Origin of the sequence: uncultured Tenacibaculum sp., assembly GCF_947502995.1 — a bacterium.
GTDB lineage: Bacteria > Bacteroidota > Bacteroidia > Flavobacteriales > Flavobacteriaceae > Polaribacter.
On the sequence record NZ_CANNBW010000013.1, the window covers coordinates 21765 to 45608 of the forward strand.

Here is a 23844-nt window from a genome sequence, read left to right on the forward strand (position 1 = left end):
CCTTTTGAGTGTAACTATTTCTTTTGTAGTGTCTTATCTGTATTTGGTTTCTTTAAGCCGTAAAAAAGCCGTATTATGCCTTTATTTGGAAGTTTAATTTGATGAAAGATTCTTTTGAATGTTCATCAAAATACACTTCACCATACCCCATTTTAGAGCCTGAAGGATTATCAAGCTTTGACGAATTTTTTAAATATGTTTTGAACTTATTAAAATCAATTACATGATAGCATAGTACTTCTGTGTCAGGTTTAACTATGATGATACCTCCCACAATATCATATTTCCCTGACCAAACAGTTTTTGAAGTCATCCCTAGAGCTGCTTCAACTAAAAAATTAACAAGTCTGTATTCATAAAATTTATGACCCTGACTAAGATCATAATTCATAGGGTTTTCTTCGTTGATTTTAGAAATTATATCAGTGAATTTTATTTTACTACTAACAAACTTATCTTTTACAATGTGTGCTATTATTTGAGGTAAATCGCTATCAATTACTTGAAGGTTTAACTTAAAAGTGTCGTCATCATAGGAATGGAAATTAATATCATACCCTAATTCAGATATTTTAGAAATACGTTTAATGTATTTATGCGGATTTCCGATTGAATTTACAGTAGTTAAATCTACTTTTGAAACAGGATTATTATTTTTATCAGTAATCTTGTATGTGATGTTTGTTGTTTTGTTAGCATTAAATAAAGTAGGAGTACTTCCAAGGAATGATTTAATGCTGAATTCTTGACTACTTGTTATTCCATGTATTGGGTCATAAATAACTAAATTAATATCGCCTTTTCCTTGAGATTTATTAGTAACTTTATTTATAGAATGCTTTTGAATTGAATCAATTAATTGTTTGGGTATAGATATTTTTCCTTTTTTTATTTCTTTAGCGAGATCATCAGCTATTTTTTTAGCATCTACAACATTAAAAGAAGATATTATTTGATTATTTTTAAAATCGATAATGTTTATTGTTTGATTATTGATTCTAAAATTTAAATCTTGTTCATTATCTCTTCTTATTATTGATTTTAATTCAACAAAAGATTTAGTTTTTTTTAAATTTTCATCAGCAGAAAAAAGTTTTCCATCTCCTAACAATTTAAAAAAAGTATAGAGTTCACTCCACTCTCCTTTGTTTCCTTTCATAGGTTTAATGTTTTAAGTATTTGCTGAGCAGTTTTTTGTATTGCAGGGACAGCAACTGAATTACCAAATTGTTTGTATGCTTGGGCGTCAGATACTACTATCTTGTAGTTGTCAGGGAAACCTTGTAACCTTGCCCATTCTCGGGGAGTCATCTTCCTTATACCTTCTCTGTTAACTTCACCAGAAATATTTGTTATAGGTTTAAAATTCGTTAACCTATGGTCAATAATTAAATTTCTCTCTCTTCCCATTCCTCCACAGACTACAGCATTTGCTACACCGTCATTAGGGATTATTTGAAAACCAAACCCATTTCCTTTATTTTGATGTCTTTCTTTGTGTTTTCTTAGGGTATCAATATAAGTTGTAGAAAGGTAGTATTTTACTGAAACCTCTTTTTCTTCAAGTATATTTCTTAATGAGGTTTTTTCATTTACAGGTTTTGGGTATTGGAAATTTGTTATTTCAGTATTTTTATTAAATCCAACAATAAAAATACGTTCTCGATTTTGAGGTACACCAAAGTCTTTTGCATTTATTATTTGAGGATCTGGTACGTAATAGCCTAAATCTTCTCGAAGAACATTCAAAATTGTAGATAAAGTTTTTCCTTTATCATGATTTCTTAATCCTTTTACATTTTCAAGAAAAATAGCTTTGGGTTGTTTTTTTTTAATTATTTCAGCCACATCAAAGAATAAAGTTCCTCTCGTATCTTCAAAACCACCGCGTTTTCCTGCAATAGAAAAGGCTTGACAAGGAAAACCAGCACATAAAATGTCAAAATCATCGGGGATATAGTCTTTTGTTCTTTTTCTTGTTATATCTCCAAACGGTACTTCTCCAAAGTTAGAGTAATAAGTTTGTTGTGAATATTTATCCCATTCACTAGTGAATACACATTTTCCTCCTAAGTTTTGAAAAGCTAGTCTAAAGCCTCCTATACCAGCGAAAAGATCAATGAACTTGAATTTAGGTTTTTTGGGGCTGGGAAAAGGAATAGTTTGGTTTTGTGATATTAGGTATTTGAGAGTATTTTCTGCTACTCTAGTAGAGATTATTTCTTCAGGGAATTTATATTCAATTAAATTTTTAACATGTTGTATAGCGTCTAACTTGTAATATTTTGAAACGCCGTTTTTATTATTATGCAGATAGTGCGTGAATGCAGGTTCAGTGTCTATTCCTGACTCTTTAGTTTTGATTCTGAATTTTTTATCTTCAAAGTCAATGATTGATATTTGTTTGTTTAATTGCACTAATTTATAATCTGAATTGAATATGGCAAGTTAGCTAAAATTATTTTTTTGTTAAAAGGATAATATTGTTTTTAATTATCATCTTATAAGGTTTCTTATTGTCAACTCTTAAAGCTTTTTTGTGGTTGATTTAGAATGAAAAAAAGCCGTAAAAAAACCGTATTTTTAAAAAAAAAACAGGTGTGAAATAGGTATTGTTTAAAAAGGTTTTATTGATTATCAATGTGTTATTGATGTAGGTCACCTTACTCTATATCAGGAGTCCAACTATATATAAAAATGCTTCTGACACTAGTAAATACAAAGGGTTGTAACTTGTTGTTAGTGAGTTTTTAAAAACAAAAAAGCTTCACAAAAAGTGAAGCTTTAAAGGTGGTCCCACATGGGCTCGAACCATGGACCCCCTGATTATGAGTCAGGTGCTCTAACCAACTGAGCTATAGGACCAGTAAAATGGATTGCAAAAATAAAAACTTTTTTGAAATTTAAAAGCCTTTTTTTATACTTTTCTTACCATTAAATTTTTTCCGAAATTAATTAAACTTTCTCTGGCTGATTCTGAGATGTTTAGTTGGTTTAAATTTTCAAAAGATTTATTTGTGTATTCTTTAATTAACCCCTGAATTAGGTTAGGAATATCATTTTTCTCAAAAATTCTGGTTACTTCTGGTACTTTAACAGAGTTGTCTTCTAACTTCTGATTGAAGAAGAATTTTAACTTTTCAGCATCTTCATTATTGGCAACCTCTAAACATTTTAAATATAAATATGTTTTTTTGTTTTCAATAATATCACCACCAATTTGTTTTCCGAAAGTTTCAGGATTTCCAAAAGTATCTAAATAATCATCTTGTAATTGGAATGCAATACCAAGATTTACTCCAAAATTGTAAAGTTCGTCTGCTTGTGCATCAGAAGCTTCTGCAACAATTGCTCCCATTTTTAAAGCAGCACCGACTAAAACAGAAGTTTTAAGAGTAATCATCTTTATATACTCATCTATGGTAACATCGTTACGCGTTTCAAAGTCAACATCTAATTGTTGTCCATCACAAACTTCTATTGCAGTTTTACTGAATAATTTAGCAAGCTTTTGAAAAATAATAGGTTCGTAATTCTCAAAATATTGGTATGCTAAAATCAGCATAGCATCACCAGAAAGAATTCCAGTGTTAATATCCCATTTGTGGTGAACAGTTTTTTTTCCTCTTCTTAAAGGAGCCTCGTCCATAATGTCGTCATGAACTAAAGTGAAATTATGAAAAGTTTCCACAGCCATAGCAGCTGGTAAAGCTTTTTCAAAAGAGCCTGAAATAATATCACAAGCAATTAAAGTCAGTATAGGTCTTAATCGTTTGCCTCCTAACTGTAAAATATAATCAACTGGCGCATAGAGATTCTTAGGTTCTCTATCGAAATCTTGATTTTGTAAGTAATTTAAAAATGATTGTTGATACTTAGATAATTCCAAAAGTAAAGTTTTTGTTACAAAAATAAGTCAATTATAAGAACTGAGTAAGCCTAATGTTAAAAAATGATTAAAACTTAGGAAACTTTTTTTGTTTCTTGAGTTTCCTTGTGTAACTTTGCATCGTATTATGGAAGATAAAATTATAAACAAAGCAGGAGAAATGTTTTTAACCCTTGGGTTTAAAAGCGTGACTATGGATGATATTTCTAGCGAGTTAGGAATATCTAAAAAGACCTTATATAAATATTTTTCTAATAAAGCCTCTTTAGTAAGTGCATCTTGTGCAACTATTCATCAGTCTATTGAAGGAACAATAGATTTAATTAAAAGCCAAAATCATAATGCAATAGAAGAAGAGTTTGCTATTAAGGCAATTTTTAAAGAAATGTTTAAGAATGCAAAAGCATCTCCTATGTTTCAACTTAGGAAATTCTATCCAGAAACTTATGCAAAGTTAATGGAAAGAGAAGTGTGTATGTTTAAAGATTGTAATAGTGATAATTTAAAAAAAGGAATCGAACAAGGTTTGTACAGACCAGAGATTGAACTTCCTCTTATTACTGATTTCTATTTCACTTTAATATTTGGTTTTTTTGAAAGCGACATGTATAGTGAGAACATACAAGAATTAGTAAAAATAGAATATAAGATATTAGAATATCATATAAGAGCCATTGCTACAGAAAAAGGATTAGAAGAGCTAGAAAAACAACTAAAAATAATTAATCAAAATTAAAACTAATGAAGAAATACATAACAAGTGTATTTGTTTTATTTTTTATGAGTATAACAATAAATGCTCAAGAAAAAGTGTTGCGATTATCCATGGATGAAGCCATAGATTACGCGATAAAAAATAACTACGACAATAAAGTTGCTTCAAAAGATATTGAAGCTGCTAAACAGAAAAAATGGGAGACAACGACCATTGGATTACCTCAAATCGATGGTAAAGTTGATTATCAAAATAACTTAAAGCAACTTTTCGATCCAGTAGATTTTAACCAAGATGGTTTTCCAGATTTTGGAGCGAAACATTCGGTAACAGCTGGTGTAACATTAACACAATTAATTTTCGATGGAACGTATTTAGTAGGACTACAGTCTGCTAAAACGTATTTGAAGATTTCTGAACAAGCTAAAGAAAAAACGGAGTTGGCAACTAAAGAAGCTGTAATTAACGCTTATGGAAATGTACTAGTTGCTGAAAAAAGTTTAGAGATTTTAGAAAGTAATAAAAGAGTTTTAACTAAAAACTTAAATGAAACGCAAAAGATTTTCGATAACGGACTAACGGAGGAAGAAAATGTAGAGCAACTTCAAATTACTTTAGGAACTTTAGAGAATAATATTAGAAACACGCAGCGTCTTAGAGATATTGCTTACAAAATGCTAAACATCGCTTTAGGAAATTCTATTGATAAACAATTAGAATTAAGTGATACTTTAGAGAATTTAGCTATTCAAAACACCGATTTAGGTTTGTTAAGTAAAACGTTTAATCTGGATAATCATATCGATTATAGAATCGCTAGTAACGATAGAGAAGCAAATAGATTATTATTAAAGTTAGAAAGAAACAGACAATTACCAACATTAGCAGCTTTTGTGAATTACAATGCAATTGCTAATTCTAATTCGTTTTCTTTCTTTAATAGTTCTCAACAATGGAGATCAACCTCTCTTTTAGGAGTAAGTTTAAATGTTCCAATATTCGGTTCGTTTAGAGCTAAATCAAGAATTAAACAAGCGAAATTAGAACTTGAAAATTCAGATATACGATTAGAAGAGATAAAACAAAAATTGAATTTACAAGCGGAAACAGCAAAAAGTGAATATCAATTAAGTATCGAAAACTACGAAACAGCTAAGAAAAACTTACTATTAGCAGAACGTATTGAGAAGAAACAACAAGTGAAATTTTTCGAAGGACTTTCAACAAGTTTCGATTTATCTCAAGCGCAAAATCAACTTTACACACAGCAATCAAATTACGTGCAATCAATGTTAAACGTAATTGCTAAAAAAGCACAATTAGAAACAGCATTAAATATACCTATAAAATAACCAACTCAATGAGAAAGATATTCATATTCACAATAGCTACAGTTCTTTTAGCTTCATGCGGAAAAAAAGGACAATCAGTAGACGCTGTAATAGCTTCTGGAGATTTAGGGCAAATTAGAGCAAAGAAAGATGAGTTAAGCACAAAGAGTCAAGAGATATTAAGTCAAATTAAGTTGTTAGATACTGAAATTTCTAAACTTGATAAGAATAAAAAAATACCATTAATCACTACGATCAATGCTAATTCATCTGAGTTTATTCATTATTTAGAATTACAAGGTAATGTACAAACAAAGAAAAATGTTTTAGTATACCCAGAAGTACCAGGGCAATTAGTTAGTGTTTTTGTAAAAGAAGGACAAAAAGTAGCTAAAGGACAGTCATTAGCAAGAATAGATGATGCTGGTATGTCTAATCAATTAGCACAGTTAGAAGCAAACGCAGCTTTAGCCAAAACTACTTATGAGCGTCAAAAACGTTTATGGGAGCAAAGAATTGGTTCAGAAATTCAATTTTTACAAGCTAAAACAAATTTTGAAGCACAAACTAATGCGGTAACTAATTTACGTAAGAATATTGCAAAGTATACTATAAGAGCACCTTTTGCTGGAATTGTAGATGATGTAATTAAAGAACAAGGAACTGTTGTATCTCCTGGTCCTGGAGCTGAGGTTTTCAGAATTGTAAACTTAGGAAATATGTATATAGAAACAGATGTTCCAGAAAGTTATATCAGTTCAGTTAAAAAAGGAAAAGCAGTAGAAGTTGAGTTTCCAATTTTAGGAAAAAAGTTAGACTCAGAAGTTCGTCAAGCAGGAAATTTTATCAATCCAGCAAACAGAACTTTTAAAGTTGAAATTGGTGTGCCAAATAAAGATAGAAGTATCAAACCAAACTTAACTGCAAAACTTAAAATTAACGATTATACCAATCCAAATGCAATCTTAATTCCTCAGAGTATTATTTCAGAAAACTCAAAAGGTGAGCAATATGTTTACGTAGTAAATACAAAAGACGGAAAATCTACAGCGCAACAAGTTATTATCAAAACAGGAAAAACTCAAGGAGATGTTATTGAGGTGCTTGATGGAATTAAAAGCGGAATGAAGATCATTAATGAAGGAGCAAGAAGTGTGAAGGACAGTCAGGAAGTTAAAATATTACAACTAGCCAAAAAATAAAAAATATTCTGATGACAGAACAACAAAAAAAAGTAGATAAAGAGTTTGGTTTATCTTCTTGGGCAATAAACAATAAAACTACTATTTATGTATTAATGGTAATTATATTGTTCTCAGGTATCTCTGCATTTATTAATATGCCAAGAGAAAATTTCCCAGAGATTAAAGAAACCAAAATTTATGTAAGCTCTGTTTTTCCAGGAAATACAGCAGAAGACATAGAGAAATTAATTACCGATCCTTTAGAAGAGAAGTTAAAAACAGTAAGTAATGTTACTAAAATCAACTCTACTTCTCAAGAGAATGTATCGATGATTACCATTGAATTTAATGAGCAAATCACCGTTGAAGAAGCGAAGCAAAAAGTTAAAGACGAAATCGATGAAGAGGTTTCAGGTGAAGACTGGCCAACGTTTAACGGAGCAAAAGTTGAACCTAACGTTTTCGAATTAAACATTGCTGAAGAAACACCGATTTTAAATATTAATATTTCAGGGGATTTTACTGTAGAACAATTAAAAGAGTATGCAGAATATCTTCAAGATGAAATAGAAGATTTAAAGGAAATTAAAAAGGCAGATATTCGTGGAGCTGAAGAGAAAGAAGTTGAAGTTGCTGTAGATATCTATAAAATGATGGCAGCTCAAGTTAGTTTCAATGATGTACTTCAATCTATCGGAAATGGAAATGCTACAATTTCTGCTGGTAATATTATTTCTAGTGGTCAAAGAAGAACGATTCGTGTTCTTGGTGAAATAGAACAACCTTCAGAGTTAGATAATTTTGTAGTGAAATCTGAAAGAGGTAGTGCAATTTATTTAAAAGATATTGCAACAGTTTCTTTTAAAGATAAAGACAAAACAACTTATGCTCGTGAGAACGCAGAATCTGTAGTAATGCTAGATGTTAAAAAGCGTTCTGGAGAAAATATGGTTGAGGCTACTGATAAAATTAGAGAGATTGTAAAAGTAGCTCAAGAAACTAAAGTGTTACCAGAAACACTTAAAGTAACCTTAGCAAACGATCAATCTTCTAAAACAGTTGGTCAGGTAGATGATTTAGTAAATAATATCATTTTTGGAGTTATTCTAGTAGTAACTGTACTAATGTTCTTCTTAGGATTGAAAAATGCATTATTCGTAGGATTTGCAATTCCAATGTCAATGTTTATGTCGTTAATGATTCTAAACATGATGGGATACACCATGAATACCATGATTCTTTTCGGGTTAATTATGGGATTAGGAATGTTAGTAGATAACGGAATTGTAGTTGTTGAAAATGTGTACCGTTTGATGGATGAAGAAGGAATGTCGAGATTAGAAGCGGCTCGAAAAGGTATTGGTGAAATTGCTTTTCCAATTATTATTTCTACAGCAACAACAGTTGCAGCATTTATTCCTTTAGGAATGTGGCCAGGGGTAATGGGACAATTCATGATTTATTTCCCAATTACATTATCTGTAGTATTAGGTTCTTCTTTATTTGTAGCGATATTCTTTAATTCAGTACTGGTCTCTCAATTTATGAGTACAGAAGATAAAAATATGCCATTAAACAAGATTATACGTTTAACAATAATCTTAGGAGTTTTAGGATTACTTTTTGTATTCTTTGGTGGAGCTATTAGACCATTAGGAACATTATTGATTTTTGCTGCTGCAAATTTCTGGATTTACAGGTTCATTATGCGTCCCGCAGCTAACGGATTTCAATCTCGTGTTTTACCAAGATGGGAGCGTTTTTATGAAAGAATGATTAGTGGTGTGTTAAAAGGTTGGAAACCACAAGTAATTACAATTATAACATTTGTAATGCTTATTGTAGCATTTATGGGATTCGGAAATTCTGTTCAGAAAAAAAGAACAAAAGTAGAATTCTTTCCAGATAATACACCAAATCAAGTTATTGTATATGTTGAATATCCGCAAGGAACGGATATTGAAAAAACAAATGCAATAATGAAGGATATTGAACAACGAGTAACTAATGTGATTAATTCTTCTAAATATTTAGATGGAGAATATAACTTTTTAGTTGAGAGTTCTATTACTCAGGTTGGTGCAGGATCAGGAAATCCGCAAACAGATGGAGGTTCAACAGCAGAAATGCCACACAGAGGAAAGGTTGTAGCTTCTATGCGAGAGTATAAATATAGAAAAGGTGCAGACAGTAAATTACTTAAAAAGGCAATTACTGACGAATTACAAGGAGTATATCCAGGGTTATCAATTTCTGTTGAGAAAGATCCAGTTGGTCCACCTGCTGGTTATCCGATTAATATTGAATTAGAAGGTAAAGATTACGCTGAACTGATTAATGTTGCTGAAAAAATGCGTGATTTTATCAATACAAAATCTATTCCTGGAATTGCAGAGCTTAAGATTGATGTAAATAAATCTAAACCAACAATGTTAGTTGATGTTGATAGAAAGAAGGCTGGAGAATTAGGTGTTAGTGCAGCTCAAGTAGGAACACAATTACGTAATTCTATCTTCGGAGCAAAAGCAGGTGTTTACAAAGAAGATGGTGAAGATTATGATATTTATGTAAGATTTAATGAAGAGAATAGATACAATACAAGTGCTATTTTTAATCAGAATATCACATTCAGAGATCCTTCAAACGGGCAGGTGAAATCTATTCCGATTTCTGCTTTAGCAACACAGAAAAATACTTCAGGTTTTAGTGCTATAAAACACAAACAAGGAAAAAGAGTAGTAACAGTATATTCGGCATTAGCACCAGGTTATACAGATGCAGGAGCAATTGTGTCTAAGATTCAAAATGAAATGAAAACCTTTACAGATTTACCGGCTACAATTAAAGTAGATTATACAGGACAAATCGAAGAGCAAAATAAACAAATGGCTTTCTTAATGGGGGCGTTCTTCTCAGGTTTAGGTTTAATTTTCTTAATCTTAATTTATCAGTTCAATTCTGTGTCTAAGCCAGCAATTATTATGCTAGCTATATTCTTAAGTTTAATAGGAGTATTCGGGGGAATTGTAATTTCTGGTTCATCATTTGTTATTATGATGACAATGATGGGAATTATTTCACTCGCCGGAATTGTGGTAAATAACGGTGTGGTACTGCTCGATTATACACAGTTATTAATAGATCGAAGAAAAGTTGAATTAGGTTTAGATGATGACGAGTTTGTTTCTGTAAGCGATTTAAAAGAAAGTATTATAAAAGGAGGAAAAGCAAGATTACGTCCGGTATTATTAACGGCAATTACAACAATTTTAGGTCTTATTCCTTTAGCTACAGGTTTAAATATTAATTTCTACACATTAGTGTCTGAGTTAAATCCACATATTTATGTTGGAGGAGATAACGTAATTTTCTGGGGACCATTAGCTTGGACAGTTATTTACGGTTTAATTGTAGCTACCTTCTTAACATTAATTGTTGTTCCAATATTATTTTACTTAATCACAAAGTTTAAAATGTGGATCAAGAACAGAAATAGTATCACAGAAAAATCATTTGATGAAATTGCTGAGATTGGAAATTAAGAAATAATTTATGTTTGTATTAAAAGAGTTAGTAGTTGTATGTTACTAACTCTTTTTGTTTTTTTGGGGTATGAATAAAAAGAGTGTGCTAACGGTAGATGAGGTAAAAAGAAAACTTGAAAGATTTTGTGTGTATCAAGACAGATGTCATAAAGAAGTGGAAGAGAAATTAAGAGGTTTTCATTTAATACCTGAAGCTAGAGAGCTTATTTTACTACATCTTTTAGAACATAATTTTTTAAATGAAGAACGTTTTGCTAGAAGTTTTGCTAGAGGAAAATTTAGAATTAAAAACTGGGGAAAGGTTCGTATTACAAGAGAATTGAAATTAAGAGATATTTCAGTCTATAATATTAAGCAAGCACTTTCAGAAATAGATGAAGAAGAATACTTCTCGAAACTAAATAGTTTAGCTGAAAGAAAAATTTCTTCTATTAATGAGTCTAATTCTTTTAAGAAAAGAAAAAAAATTTTTGATTATTTGAATTACCGTGGATATGAAATCAGTTTAATTAATGAAGTGTTGAATGAGTTAATGTCTTAAATATTTTACTTCTTTTTCCTTTTTTAAAGGAATAACTTTATCAATAATTTCATTAGGAACAGTTACAGAAAGTACGTAATGTTTTATAACTAATTTTCCGTTAACCTGTTTAAGTACTCCAGAACCACGACAAACACCCATCCAAGTGTCTAAAATTTCATCAAACCAAATGAAATTAGTGTCGTTTTCAGTATAAATATTACGTTGAATCTTTTTAAATGACCAAGCTTTACCTTTATCAAAAAAAGGTTTACTGAAATCTTGAAATTGTTTTTTAGACCAGACCTCACTAGCATCAGTGCCAACGAAAACGGAGATATTATCCATTGCATTAAAATAATTATCAAAGTTTGCTTCAGAAGCAGCCTTATGCCAATTGTCTAAAAAAGTATTGATTGTTTCTTTGCTGAAAGAACTTGTGTTTTGTTGTTTTACAGAGTTGCAACTAATAAATATGTTGCATAAAAAAACTATAAATAAGTGTAGAGGTTTCATTTTTTCTTTTCTTTTAATTCAACTTCAGGTTTAAAAAAATCATCTAAATTAATTTCCTCATCAAATTCTTTTTTACTGTAAATCGTATTTACTTTAGCATTATAACTACTGTAAATAAGTAAAATTTTATCAACTTGATTATTAATTTCTTTAGCTTTAATTGAAGGAATTAAAGTCATGTCATTTAAACGCAAAATTTCATTTTCTAAAACATTGGTTCTAGCTTTTAAAGCATTTGTTTTAAGTGTTTCAATTTTTAAACTGTCGTTTAAACTTTTTACTAATCCTTTTAATTCGTTAGCCATTTGTAAGGCTTGATTAGGAGATACAGAAGAAAATCTACCTAAAAACTCATCAAGTTCGTTGTATTCAGTCCAATCCTGAATTTTTGTTTTAGCTAATTCAGAAAGATTGGTTACTTTTTTGTGCTTAACAACAGTACTCATATCAGAAGTAACTATTTTTTCGACAGTGTTTTTTTTCTTTGGGGTACAATTGAAAAAAAACACACTAATTAAAAGAATTAAAAGACTAGAATACTTAAGCATTACTCATGTAAATTTTGCCCAAAAATACATTTTTTAAATTCGTTTTTTCTAAAACTAAACTTAAAGCTTAATTATCAGTTTTTTAAAAGATTGAAATTATCGATAGTTAAAAAATAACATTTAAATATTACGAATATTTAAATTCATTAACTTTGTAGAGCGTTAAAAATAGATTTTTGTAAATGAGTGATACTATTTTAATTCTAGGAGCATGTGGTCAAATAGGTACAGAACTTACTCAAAGACTACGAGAGATTTATGGAAGTGAACATGTAATAGCTTCAGATATTAGAGAAGGAGATGCCGACTTTTTAAATTCTGGTCCATTTGAAATTATTAATGCAATGGATAAGGATAGAATATTAGAAGTGATTAAAAAGTATAAGGTGAATCAAGTGTATTTAATGGCAGCTATGCTATCTGCTACTGCAGAGAAGATTCCTTTGAAAGCTTGGGATTTAAATATGCAATCACTTTTACATGTGTTAGAAATAGCGAAAGAAAAGCATATTCAAAAAGTATACTGGCCAAGTTCTATAGCAGTCTTCGGAAGTACTTCACCTAAAGTAAATACACCACAACAAACAGTAATGGAACCATCAACTGTTTATGGAATTAGCAAGGTTTCAGGTGAGCATTGGTGTAATTATTATCATAATAAATTTGGTGTAGACGTAAGAAGTTTACGATATCCAGGGATTATTAGTTGGAAAACAAAACCAGGAGGAGGAACAACAGATTACGCTGTCGATATTTATTTTAAGGCAAAAGAGGAAGGTAAATACGAATGTTTTTTAAGTGAAGAAACAAAACTTCCTATGATGTACATGGAGGATGCGATTAATGCTACAATTCAAATTATGCAGGCTCCAGCGGAAAATATTAAAACTAGAACTTCTTATAATTTAGCTGCAATGAGTTTTACTCCAAAAGAAGTTACTGAAGAAATTCAAAAACATATTCCAGAGTTTGAAATATCATACAAGCCAGATTTCAGACAAGAAATTGCTGATAGTTGGCCGCAAATTATAGATGATAGCGCAGCAAGAGAAGATTGGAATTGGAAGCATTCGTTTGATTTAGAACTGATGACTAAAGATATGTTAACAAATATTCAATCGAAAAATAATGAACTTTTAAAAGCTTTGTAAGTTTATAAAAATATACTCGTCATAATCATTGTAAAATGGTTAACATATGAAAGAAGTTATAGAAAAGAGCCTTGAAAGCGCATTAACATATTCAGAATACAGAACTTTAGTATCAGATTTATTAGAAGAAAATAAATCTACAGGAGTAAATCAATCAGAAGCATTATACAATTATAGCTTTCTTAACGATAGACGTATGAAGCGTCTTGATAAAACATCAAAGTTAACAGAAGATACTTTAACAAAGATTAAAAATGTTGAAGAACCTCAAACTTGGATTGTTTTAACTGAAGGTTGGTGTGGAGATGCAGCTCATAACATTCCTGTATTAAATAAAATGGCGGAAGAAAATCCTAATATTGATCTTCAACTGGTTTTAAGAGATGAAAATCTAGATTTAATGGATAATTTTCTTACAAATGGAGGCAGATCTATTCCGAAATTAATCGCTGTAAATAAAGAGAATGATGTGCTGTTTACTTGGGGTCCAAGACCATCTGTAGCAACAAAAATGATTGCAGATTATAAAGAAGAACATGGTGTTGTAGATGCAGATGTGAAAAAAGATTTACAAGTTTGGTATAACAAGAATAAAGGAACAAACGTACAAGAAGATATTTTGTCTTTATTAGAAAACTAAAGATTTAAATAATTTAGTAGTTTATATTTAAGCCTCATGATGTTTCTCATGAGGCTTTATTTATATTTGCAACTTATGATTGTACCGTTTGAAACTTTATCTGAAGAAGCAAAAGTTTGGATTTATCCATCAAGTAGAAAATTTTATGCTCAAGAATTAGAGCCCTTACAAGAGAAAATCGAAAGTTTTTTAAATGATTGGTTAAATACTGCTGAAGCAAAATTATCATACTGTATAAAATATGATAGGTTTATTGTGTTTTCATCTGAGGAAGGTGTGGTTGTTAATAATCAAAATTTAGATCAACAAGTCGGTTTTATATTAAAGTTACAAGAAGAGTACGAAATAGAATTACTAGATAAAATGAACGTAAGTTTCAAACAAGGAGAATTCGTTCAATATAAAGAAGTAAAAGAATTTAAAAAGTTGCTCAAAAATAAATCGGTTAACAGCAAAACTATAGTTTTCGATAATTTGGTTCAAACCAAGTATGATTTTGAAAACTTTTGGGAAGTACCAATTACAGAAAGTTGGTATAATCGTTTCTTGTAAAAAAGATTGTAAATTTTACGTTTTTTTTACGTAACTATTTTAAAATGGGGAGTATTTATTTAATTAATATTCTACTTTTGTAGCAAAATTAATTATATGAAAAAACTAATACTCTCAATTTCAATTTTCCTTACCTCCTTATTAAATCTTAAAGCCCAAGACGTACCTTTCACGCAAAGGTTATCATCAGGCGGAATCACAGTTAAAGGAGATGTGACCTTTGTATCTAATAATATACTGAATAGAGAAGATAGTTCATTTTCGCCAAACGATCCTTTTAATGGAAATGGTAGTAATGGACAACTCAATATTCAATATATAGATGTAGATGATGATCCTACAACGTTCTCTTCTTCGAGTTCGATTTTAAATGTACCAACTTGTTCTAGAGTTGTTTATGCTGGTTTGTACTGGTCTGCGGTATTTCCCTATGAAACTTGGGAAGCTGAACAATCAAGACCTGGCGATTACAGAAATATCAAATTTAAATTACCTGGTCAAGATTATCAAGACATTACAAGTGATGAAGTAATATACGATAATGGAATAGCTACACAACGTCCATATGTTTGTTATAAAGATATGACTGCGGAAGTAAGTAGTTTATCTAATCCGAACGGAGATTATTTTGCAGCAAACATAAGAGGAACAGTAGGTTTTGATGCTTTTAACGGTTTAGGAGGAGCTGCAGGATGGGTTTTAGTTGTGATTTATGAAAATGAAACAGAAACAACAAAAAATATTTCCTTATTTGATGGTTTTGCTACTATTGATGGAACTAATAATGCAGATGTTATATTTTCAGGAATCAGAACAACACCAGCAGGTCCAGTTAGAGTAAAAACTTTGGTAGCAACACTAGAGGGAGATCAATCTTTTATCGGTGATCGTTATCAAATTAAAGGTAGTAATGGATTTTATACTGATCTCACTAATCAGACTAATCCTCAAGATAACTTTTTTAATAGTTCTATTACTCAAAATGGTGATTATGTAATTGATAGAAATCCATCGAGTGAAAACACATTAGGTTTCGATGTAGATTTATTTGAAATTAATAATCCAGGAAATGCTATTATAGCAAACAATCAAACTTCTATAGAAGCAAGATTTACTACTAACGGAGATGTATATTGGCCATTTTTAAACGCGATCGCAGTAGAGGTGTCAGAACCAGATCTTAGAGTTGTAAGTACTGTAGATGATGGAGCAGGAAATGATTTATCTGGTTCAGTATTAAGTTTAGGTGCTGATTTTTGGTATAATCTTCAATTTCAAAATATAGGAAATGATGACGCAACAAATACAACAATAAGTAAGCGTCTTCCGAAAAATGTAAATTTAATTCCTGCAGATATCATTGTACCAGCCGGAGTAACTTTTACATATGAACAACCTTCAATTTCCAATGGTTTTAGAGGGGAGTTAATTTTTACAGTGAACGATAGTTTAGTTGAAGAGGGTAGTGCTTTACAAAATATCCGTTTTCATGCAGAATTAACTAACGATTGTAGTGGATTTACAGCATCTTGTTCAAATATAATAGAGAGTCAATCATTCTCAAGTTATTCAGGAGTTAATAGCGTAATTCAAATATCAAACGATCCTAGTTTTTCTGGTATCGATGCTTGTAATAAAGGAATTGTTGGAGCTACAAGTTTTTTAGTTGAACTTTCAAACTGTACAGATATTACTAAAGAGGTTACATTATGTGCTTCTTCAGTAACTTTAACTGCTGCGTCAGGATTTGTTACATACCAATGGGAAGATAATAGTGGAACCGTGATAGGAACTTCACAGTCGATTACAGTAAATACATTCGGTACTTACAAAGTTACTAAAGGTAGTGGTACTGGTGCACCGTCTGCTTGTTTGCCATTTTCAGAAACATTTAATGTTGTAAGTGGAACAGGATTGGCTAATAATCCTATTTTAAACTCAATAGATAACGTTTTAACATGTTCTATAGATGGAAGTGAGTTATCTGAAGTTTATTTATGTGGAAGTTCAGATTCAAGAAATATTACAGCAAATGTTCCAGCAACTTATACTGTACAATGGCAAGAATTAATTAATTCTACAACAAATAATACTAATTGCCCTGATACTACAGGAACATGGGAGAATGTGTCTACTAGTTCAACAAATGAATCGAGAGTTTTTTCAGAAGCAGGTCAATACAGATTGCTTACAGCAAGCGCTCAGGGTTGCCAACAATATTTTTACTTTAATGTATACAAGAATACTATAAACCCAGCTATTGCTGTTGAAGATGTTTCTTGTAATAACGGACTTGTGTCTATAAATAATATTTCTGATAATTATGTATTTGCACTATCGCCTAGTGGTATTGTGCCTTCTGCAAGTGATTATCAAGTTTCAAATATTTTTGACGTATCTGCTGCAGGTTATTATGAAGTTTACATAAAAAGTAATGATAATTCGTGTGTTTTTACATATGATGTAACGGTAGGTCAAGCTGATCTAGTGTTATTTTCTGCTTCCACTACAGATCCGTCATGCACAGAAACTGATGGAAGTATATCTATAAACGTTTCAAGCGGAGAGGCTCCATTTACATATACAATTATTAATACACTAGGTAATAACGGAGGAGTTAATGAAGCTGTAAGTAATGATTATTCGTATGTGTTTACTGGTTTAAGTGGAGGGAATTACGAAGTTCAAGTTACAGATAATAATGGATGTACATCTTTGTTATCGTTAGTAGTATCAGAATTATCTCCTATTATAGTACCTCCTTTAACAGTAACTCAGTTTGGTTGTAGTTCAGGAAATGTAACTAATAATGCAAACATTGCATTAGATGCTAGTTTAATAGTTGGAGGTACTGGATCTTATGCTTCATTAGAATTATTTAATGATAATGGAACACCGTCAGATTCAAGTGATGATACAAAAGTTAACGGAACTAATGCGGGGAGTATTTACACGTTTGATATTTTAGATGTTAATGGAGGTGATTTTTATGCTAAAGTTATAGATAGTAATAATTGTCAAGCTTTATCAGCTCCTGCAACAGTTAATGCTTTTGATGAATTACTTAATGTAACGGTTACCCAAGTTGATCCAGTTGGTTGTGTAACTACAGATGAGTTAATAAGTATATCGTATACTTCAAGTTTAGGAGCTTCAAATGCAGTAATACAAATAATTAATAGTGCAGGTACTGTAGTAGATACAATTTCTGATGTTCAAAGTAATACAGATGTCAATAGTAATATACGTTTAATACCTGGTACATACATTGTTAAAGTAATAAATCCAGTTACAGGGTGTGAATTAAATCAAACTCATGAGGTTTTAAATGTAGAAACTTATACTTTAAGTATAGTAAACTCTACACCAGTTGCTTGTTTCGGAGATAGCAATGGTTCTTTAATTTTAACAATTGAAGATACAGGACTAACCCCGTACACAGGAACTTATAATTATGAAGTTTTTGATGCAGGAGGAAATCCAGTAGGTATTTCTACAGTTGCAAGTAGCAATCCTTTAGTTATAAATGGCCTTTCTTCTGGAAGTTTTAGAGTGCAAGTTACATTTAATGAGTTTCCGTTTTGTACGTTAACTTCAGCAGATGTTAATGTTTTCGGACCAGCAGCTCCGTTAAGCGTTTCTGCTCATGTTAATGGAGATATAATAACAGTAAATGAAACAGGAGGTAATCCTCCTTATGAATACAGTTTAAACAATACAGGTTTTACAACGAGTAATGTTTTTGATGGTGTTAGTCCAGGAGATTATACTATAGAAGTTAGAGATATAAATGGATGTGCGGCTACTACGTTTATAACAGTAACTGGTACAAATAATGATATCATATTAGCAGATGATGTAGCAACTACTTTATCTAGTACTCCTATAGATATTGATATTTTCTCAAATGATACAAACATTCCAACAGAAGGATTTTTAAATATTACAACTCCGTCTAATGGTGTAGTTCAAATAAATGATTCAGCTACACCAAATGATCCTAGTGACGATATTGTTACTTACACTTCAGATCCAGATTTCGTAGGAACAGATAGTTTTACTTACTCAATATGTGATATTTCTGGAAATTCTTGTGATACAGCAACAGTGTTTATCACTGTCGATCCTCAAGTGACTCCAATGGAGATAACGTTAATAAGTTCTGATGTAACTTGTAATGGAGACAATAATGGAGTAATTCAAGCAACAGTATCAGGAGGAGTACCTCCATATACATATGTATTATTAGATTTTTCTTCTTCAGTAATTGCAGATAGTTCTAATGGTATATTCACAAATGTTGCAGTTGGAGATTACACTGTAGAAGTTACAGATAGTATTGGAAACACTTCAAGATCTATCAATGTAGTTATTTTAGAACCTGAATTGTTAGAAACTACTTTGGCTATAGAAAATGTAAGTTGTAACGGTTCTGATGATGGAAGTATTACTGTGAACTCAACAGGTGGTACAGGTGGTTATGTTTATGAAATCAGTTCTCAACCAGGAAGATTTCAAAGTGAAAATACATTTACAGGTTTAAGACCTGGTTCTTATTCGATCACAGTCTCAGATGATTCTGGTTGTGTTAATGTTATTCCTGTTAATATTGAAGAGCCAGAAACTTTATTTATCAGTTCTGTTGATATTAGAGCTACAGGAAGATTCCCAAGTGGAAGAATTAAAATAGGAGCAGATGGAGGTTCTCCAAGATATACCTATAGTGTTAATGGAGGTCAATTTAAAAGATCAAATAGATTTTTAGATTTAGAAGATGGTTCTTATACAATTCTAGTAAAAGATGCTAACGGTTGTATCTCTAATCCACTAACAGTTCGTATTGATAAAATTGAAATCAATAATACAGTTAATCAAATTTTAGAGATTTTAGAAGCATTATATAAAAATGCAATTTCTTACCAATGGATTGATGTAGATAATGATGTTAGAATTCCAGGAGCGAATCAAGCAACTTATAAACCAACGAAATCAGGTAGATATCAAGTAGAAATGGTAATAAGTGAAACTTCTACTAGAATGGAAAATAATACAGTGATTAGAAAAGAAAATAGTCAAGTAGTATTATCACCAGTTATTGAATATAAATCAGAAGTTTTAAATGTTGAAGATCTTGAAGAGAAGATTTTAAAAGTATATCCTAATCCTGCTTCAGAACGTTTAATCTTACCAGTTGATTTAATCAATAAGAAATATAAAATCTATTCGATTATTGGAACGGAAATAAGGTCTGCTAAAATTTCTTCTGAAGAAATTCAGGTGAATGAATTAGCTAGAGGTGTTTATCTATTAAAAGTTGATGGATATAAACCATTACGTTTCGTAAAGAAATAAGATAGTTCTCAGTACAAAAAAATGCGTTTAGTTCTCTAAACGCATTTTTTTTATTCTTTAAAAGAAAGAAAACCCAATTCCTAAAGATATACTATCTAAGTTTCCATTTTTAAATTCTGCAATTTTCTTCCTATGGAAATCTATTCGAATTAAACCATTCCAACGACTAGAACTAAAACTCATTAGTCCTAATCCAACTTTATAATAATTTCCGCTGCTGAAACTTTCAGAAGGTCTCCACATTCTACCAAAACTAGCGTCTACGAAGTAGGCAGAGCTACTTTTAGCAATAAAGTTATATCGTAGTGTCCCAAAATAGGGAATAGAGTTAATAGCGTATTTAAAATGATGATCGTATCCCATACTAACACTTCCAGACCAACGTTGGTCGAATTGATAACCAACTTCTGCTCTAAGTAAAATAGATTTTGGTGTGATAAATGGTCCATTGTCATCTTCTCCTAATCTAAATTGTTGATTAATTCCGAATGTGGTTCCAATGTTTCCAATAAAAAAAGGTTTCTTTTCTTTAATCTGTGCTTCACTTACTAAGTAAATGCTTAAAAATAAGAGACTAAGTAATAGTTTTTGCATAATAGTTTTTAGTTTCCATCTATTTATCAATAACTATTCCATGAAATGATCTTGTAACGAAAAATAAAATTCACGTCATATAATTAAAAAAGTTATGTTAGGTTCATTTGGTAGTCCACAAGCGCTATTAGATAGTAATAAGAATTTATTACGGAAAAAAAGCTTGTTTAAAGACAGAGAAAAAAGATTAAAATCTGAAGAAGGAGAATTAGAATTTGTAAAATTATCTGATGAGGAATTGGAGCTGTTAAAAAAAGAAATAACTAAACAATCCTGGAAAGAAAAAGTTTTAGGAATAATTGCTGTCCTTTTTGTAATTACCTTTGTAAGCTTTACAGCAAATTATTTAATTCTAGAAAACAAAAATTATAAAGAATATATTTCATCTAAGAATTATCAGCATAAATTAAATGAGTTTAATGAATACATGAAAAAGGGTGATGAATTCTATTATCAAGAGCATTATAAAAATGCCTTGTTCTTTTATAAAAAGAGTTCAATCTTGTTTCCTGAGAATAGTTTAGTAAAAACTAAAATGAATAACTGTTATCGTTTACGATGTGAAAATGAGAATATAGATTGTAATAAACTAGTTCGCTAAACTTTCAATAAATCCGTCTATATTTTGTGCATTCTCTACAGAAAAATCACCAATTTTAGTACGACGCAAAACAGATAAATGAGCACCTGAGTTTAAAGCAATACCAAAATCGTGAGCTAAAGATCTAATATAAGTTCCTTTACTGCAAACGACTCTAAAGTCGATGTTTAAACCATCGATTTTAGTAATTTCAAATTCAGTAATTTCTACTTCTCTAGATTTAATTTCAGTTGTTTTTCCTTGTCTGGCTAACTCATATAAACGCTTTCCGTCTTTTTTAATTGCTGAAAAAATAGGTGGTTTTTGCTGAATCTTCCCTAAAAATTGTTCAGTTGTTTTATGAATTAAATCAGATGTAATATGTTCAGTAGGAAAAGTTTTATCAATTTCAGTTTCTAAGTCGTAACTAGGTGTAGTTGCTCCTAAAACGAAGGTTCCTGTGTATTCTTTTATCTGACCTTGATATGTTTCAATACTTTTAGTTTGTTTACCAGTACATATAATTAATAAGCCAGTAGCTAAAGGATCAAGTGTTCCTGCATGCCCAACTTTAATTTTCTTGATATCAAAACGTTTTCTAATGTGCCAACGAAGTTTGTTAACCACTTGAAAAGACGTCCATTCTAAAGGTTTATCAATAAGTAAAACCTTTCCTTCTTTAAAATCCTCTAAAGTATTCATGTGATTATTTTAATAAAGCGTATCCAATAGCAATTACACCTACAATTGCACAGTAAATAGAAAAGTAAGAAAGTTTACTTTTTTTCACTAAAGCAATCATCCATTGACAAGCTAGCAATCCGGTAACAAAAGCAGCAACAAAACCAGCAGAAATCGGAACAATTTCAGAAGATTGAAAATTAATATCTCCTCCTAAAATATCTTTCGCAATTTTACCAAAAATTAAAGGTACAACCATTAAAAATGAAAAACGCGCGGCTTTTGTTCTATCTATTCCTAATAATACAGATGTCGAAATTGTTGCTCCAGATCTAGAAATTCCAGGTAACATTGCTATTGCTTGAGAAATACCAATAACTAGAGAGTTAGAAAAAGACACGTTTTTTTCTGTATTTTTTGCTTTATCTGCCAACAATAAAAGTAAAGCAGTTACTAAAAGCATAAAACCAATTAGTAGTATGTTTTTGCTGAAAAAGGTTTCTAATTGTTCTTCAAACAACAATCCAATAATTACTGCAGGAATCATTGAGATTACAATTTTTGCTGAAAATTGAGACTCTTCATTCCATTTAAATTGAAATAAACCTTTAAAAATTTGGGCAACTTCTTTTCTAAAAATTACCAACGTACTTAAAGCAGTTGCAAAATGCAAAACAACAGTAAAAGTTAAGCTTTCTTTTGGTACAGAATTATCACCTAAAATGGCTTTTACCAATTCTAAATGTCCACTCGATGAAACAGGTAAAAACTCAGTTAATCCTTGAATAATTCCAAGGATAATCGCTTCTAAAATATCCATAGTTATTTTTTAGGGTTGGCTAAAATAGCATATATTTCAATACCTAAACCAATAATAACTAAAGTAGGAGCTAAACGTATTCTTCTCCAACTGTATAATTCTTCGTTAAATACATTAGGATCATCACTTCCGCCACCTGCCATTAAAATAAATCCTAAGGCAATAACAGCTAAACCAATTAGCATGATTTTATAATTTCGTTTACCGAATAAAAATTCTGGTTGTTCTGAATTTTTATTTTTTTCCATAGTTTAATAATATAAATCGTTGGTTTGTAAGTTTAAGAATCGTTGTGTTGCAAAATACGTGCTAATCCACGAAATAATAAATGCAGCAGTTAAAATTCCAACTGCTAAATAAATTAATGAAATATAGTCTTTTACCAATTCTAAAGTTGGTATGTTTTTATCAATATAATAAATCATAACACCTAAAGCTAACAATGCTAAAAATGCACCAATAAAACCTAAGCGTATACTTTGCCAAATAAAAGGCTTTCTAATAAATCGTTTTGTGGCACCTACCATTTGCATGGTTTTAATATTAAAACGCTTTGCGTAAATAGATAAACGAATAGAACTGTTAATTAAAATCACAGAAACCACTGCGAAAAATCCACTTAAAACTAAAAGCCAGAAACTTATTTTTTTTATGTTCTTAGTCAGTTGCTCTACCAATGGTTTATCATAAGATATATCTGCAATGAAAGTGTTTTTTTCAAATTCTTTTCTAAGTTCTTCCATTTTCTCAGGAGTAACAAAATCTGCTTTTAAATACAAATCAATTCCATTTTTAAGTGGATTCGTTCCCAAGAAATCAAGAAAGTCTTCTCCTAAATCTTTGCTATAAGTTTGTGCAGCTTCTTCTTTAGATATGTAAAAAAGTTCTCTTGTAAAAGGTTTTTCAGTTAACGATTTTCGAAAAGATTCTATCTGATCTTTAGTTACGTCATCTTTTAAGAATAAAGACATTACTACTTCTTGCTTAAAGTGATTAGCAACTTTAGTAGATTTTAATAAAACTAAACCTAAAATTCCTATCATAAATAACACAATAGCAATACTAATGATTACTGAAGCGTATGAAGATCGCAAGCGTCTTTTTTGAAAAGAATCGAAAGAATTCGTCATTAATGTGCACTATTTAATTCGCAAGTTACAAATAATTGATATAAACTGATAAAGTTTATATGATGAAGGTTGTTTTTTAGGAATTAATTATAAAAA

20 protein-coding genes and 1 tRNA gene are annotated in these 23844 nt (G+C 30.6%); 10 read left to right on the forward strand and 11 right to left on the reverse strand.

The genetic code is table 11. The features are described from left to right. Window positions 1-73: 73 nt before the first annotated feature. From Q1A46_RS11890 to Q1A46_RS11905, 4 genes are all read right to left on the reverse strand, one after another. The gene (locus Q1A46_RS11890; protein WP_299678655.1) at window positions 74-1159 is read right to left on the reverse strand and encodes an HpaII family restriction endonuclease; all 1086 of its coding nucleotides are present in this window, start codon (window positions 1157-1159) and stop codon (window positions 74-76) included. Beyond that, entirely contained in the window at window positions 1156-2418 is a 1263-nt protein-coding gene (locus Q1A46_RS11895) for a DNA cytosine methyltransferase (protein WP_299678658.1), read from the reverse strand. The genes Q1A46_RS11890 and Q1A46_RS11895 overlap by 4 nt, the downstream gene beginning before the upstream one ends. A gap of 373 nt (window positions 2419-2791) precedes the next feature. Next, window positions 2792-2865 (reverse strand) — tRNA-Ile (locus Q1A46_RS11900). Window positions 2866-2917: 52 nt separating this feature from the next. Continuing rightward, window positions 2918-3889, reverse strand: a complete 972-nt coding sequence (locus Q1A46_RS11905; RefSeq protein ID WP_299678661.1) for a polyprenyl synthetase family protein — start codon at window positions 3887-3889, stop codon at window positions 2918-2920. 127 nt (window positions 3890-4016) lie between these two features. Between Q1A46_RS11905 and Q1A46_RS11910 the strand changes: the two genes are divergently transcribed. The 5 genes from Q1A46_RS11910 (at window position 4017) to Q1A46_RS11930 (ending at window position 11205) form a co-directional block, all read left to right on the forward strand. Next, the gene (locus tag Q1A46_RS11910) at window positions 4017-4625 is read left to right on the forward strand and encodes a TetR/AcrR family transcriptional regulator (RefSeq protein ID WP_299678664.1); all 609 of its coding nucleotides are present in this window, start codon (window positions 4017-4019) and stop codon (window positions 4623-4625) included. A 5-nt stretch (window positions 4626-4630) separates the two neighbouring features. Further along, a complete protein-coding gene (locus Q1A46_RS11915; RefSeq protein WP_299678667.1) occupies window positions 4631-5956 on the forward strand; it encodes a TolC family protein in 1326 nt (441 codons plus the stop codon). A gap of 8 nt (window positions 5957-5964) precedes the next feature. Further along, entirely contained in the window at window positions 5965-7137 is a 1173-nt protein-coding gene (locus tag Q1A46_RS11920) for an efflux RND transporter periplasmic adaptor subunit (protein WP_299678670.1), read from the forward strand. 11 nt (window positions 7138-7148) lie between these two features. Beyond that, window positions 7149-10661 carry an efflux RND transporter permease subunit gene (locus tag Q1A46_RS11925; RefSeq protein WP_299678673.1) on the forward strand — a complete coding sequence of 1171 codons (3513 nt, stop codon included), beginning with the start codon at window positions 7149-7151 and terminating at the stop codon, window positions 10659-10661. Between the two features lie 70 nt (window positions 10662-10731). Further along, entirely contained in the window at window positions 10732-11205 is a 474-nt protein-coding gene (locus Q1A46_RS11930) for a regulatory protein RecX (RefSeq protein WP_299678676.1), read from the forward strand. Here the strand turns inward: Q1A46_RS11930 and Q1A46_RS11935 are convergent. Beyond that, window positions 11194-11700, reverse strand: coding sequence for a nuclear transport factor 2 family protein (locus Q1A46_RS11935; RefSeq protein WP_299678679.1), 507 nt, complete (start codon window positions 11698-11700; stop codon window positions 11194-11196). The genes Q1A46_RS11930 and Q1A46_RS11935 overlap by 12 nt on opposite strands. Then, the gene (locus Q1A46_RS11940; RefSeq protein ID WP_299678682.1) at window positions 11697-12146 is read right to left on the reverse strand and encodes a hypothetical protein; all 450 of its coding nucleotides are present in this window, start codon (window positions 12144-12146) and stop codon (window positions 11697-11699) included. Before Q1A46_RS11940 ends, Q1A46_RS11935 begins: the two co-directional genes overlap by 4 nt. A gap of 284 nt (window positions 12147-12430) precedes the next feature. Between Q1A46_RS11940 and Q1A46_RS11945 the strand changes: the two genes are divergently transcribed. From Q1A46_RS11945 to Q1A46_RS11960, 4 genes are all read left to right on the forward strand, one after another. After that, the gene (locus Q1A46_RS11945) at window positions 12431-13399 is read left to right on the forward strand and encodes an NAD-dependent epimerase/dehydratase family protein (protein WP_299678685.1); all 969 of its coding nucleotides are present in this window, start codon (window positions 12431-12433) and stop codon (window positions 13397-13399) included. A 46-nt stretch (window positions 13400-13445) separates the two neighbouring features. After that, complete coding sequence (locus Q1A46_RS11950) at window positions 13446-14039, forward strand: thioredoxin family protein (RefSeq protein ID WP_299678688.1); 594 nt, start codon at window positions 13446-13448, stop codon at window positions 14037-14039. Between the two features lie 75 nt (window positions 14040-14114). Continuing rightward, the gene (locus Q1A46_RS11955) at window positions 14115-14591 is read left to right on the forward strand and encodes an ABC transporter ATPase (RefSeq protein ID WP_299678690.1); all 477 of its coding nucleotides are present in this window, start codon (window positions 14115-14117) and stop codon (window positions 14589-14591) included. Window positions 14592-14687: 96 nt separating this feature from the next. Then, entirely contained in the window at window positions 14688-19943 is a 5256-nt protein-coding gene (locus tag Q1A46_RS11960; RefSeq protein WP_299678693.1) for a T9SS type A sorting domain-containing protein, read from the forward strand. Between the two features lie 57 nt (window positions 19944-20000). On the opposite strand, the gene Q1A46_RS11965 is transcribed toward Q1A46_RS11960, so the two are convergent. Next, window positions 20001-20537, reverse strand: a complete 537-nt coding sequence (locus Q1A46_RS11965; protein ID WP_299678696.1) for a hypothetical protein — start codon at window positions 20535-20537, stop codon at window positions 20001-20003. Window positions 20538-20631: 94 nt separating this feature from the next. Here Q1A46_RS11965 and Q1A46_RS11970 point away from each other — a divergent pair, with 94 nt between their 5' ends. Beyond that, window positions 20632-21138, forward strand: a complete 507-nt coding sequence (locus Q1A46_RS11970) for a hypothetical protein (protein ID WP_299678699.1) — start codon at window positions 20632-20634, stop codon at window positions 21136-21138. Here Q1A46_RS11970 and truB read toward each other — a convergent pair. Genes truB through Q1A46_RS11990 form a run of 4 tightly spaced genes read right to left on the reverse strand, consistent with a single transcriptional unit; the run spans window position 21127 to window position 23748 of the window. Further along, complete coding sequence (truB, locus tag Q1A46_RS11975) at window positions 21127-21819, reverse strand: tRNA pseudouridine(55) synthase TruB (RefSeq protein ID WP_299678702.1); 693 nt, start codon at window positions 21817-21819, stop codon at window positions 21127-21129. The two genes, Q1A46_RS11970 and truB, sit on opposite strands and share 12 nt — an antisense overlap. Window positions 21820-21823: 4 nt before the next feature. Next, entirely contained in the window at window positions 21824-22618 is a 795-nt protein-coding gene (locus tag Q1A46_RS11980) for an undecaprenyl-diphosphate phosphatase (protein WP_299678705.1), read from the reverse strand. Window positions 22619-22620: 2 nt separating this feature from the next. Beyond that, entirely contained in the window at window positions 22621-22866 is a 246-nt protein-coding gene (locus Q1A46_RS11985) for a DUF3098 domain-containing protein (protein WP_299678708.1), read from the reverse strand. Between the two features lie 3 nt (window positions 22867-22869). Further along, window positions 22870-23748: an ABC transporter permease gene (locus Q1A46_RS11990; protein WP_299678711.1), complete on the reverse strand. Its 879-nt coding sequence runs from the start codon at window positions 23746-23748 to the stop codon at window positions 22870-22872. Window positions 23749-23844: the final 96 nt, after the last annotated feature.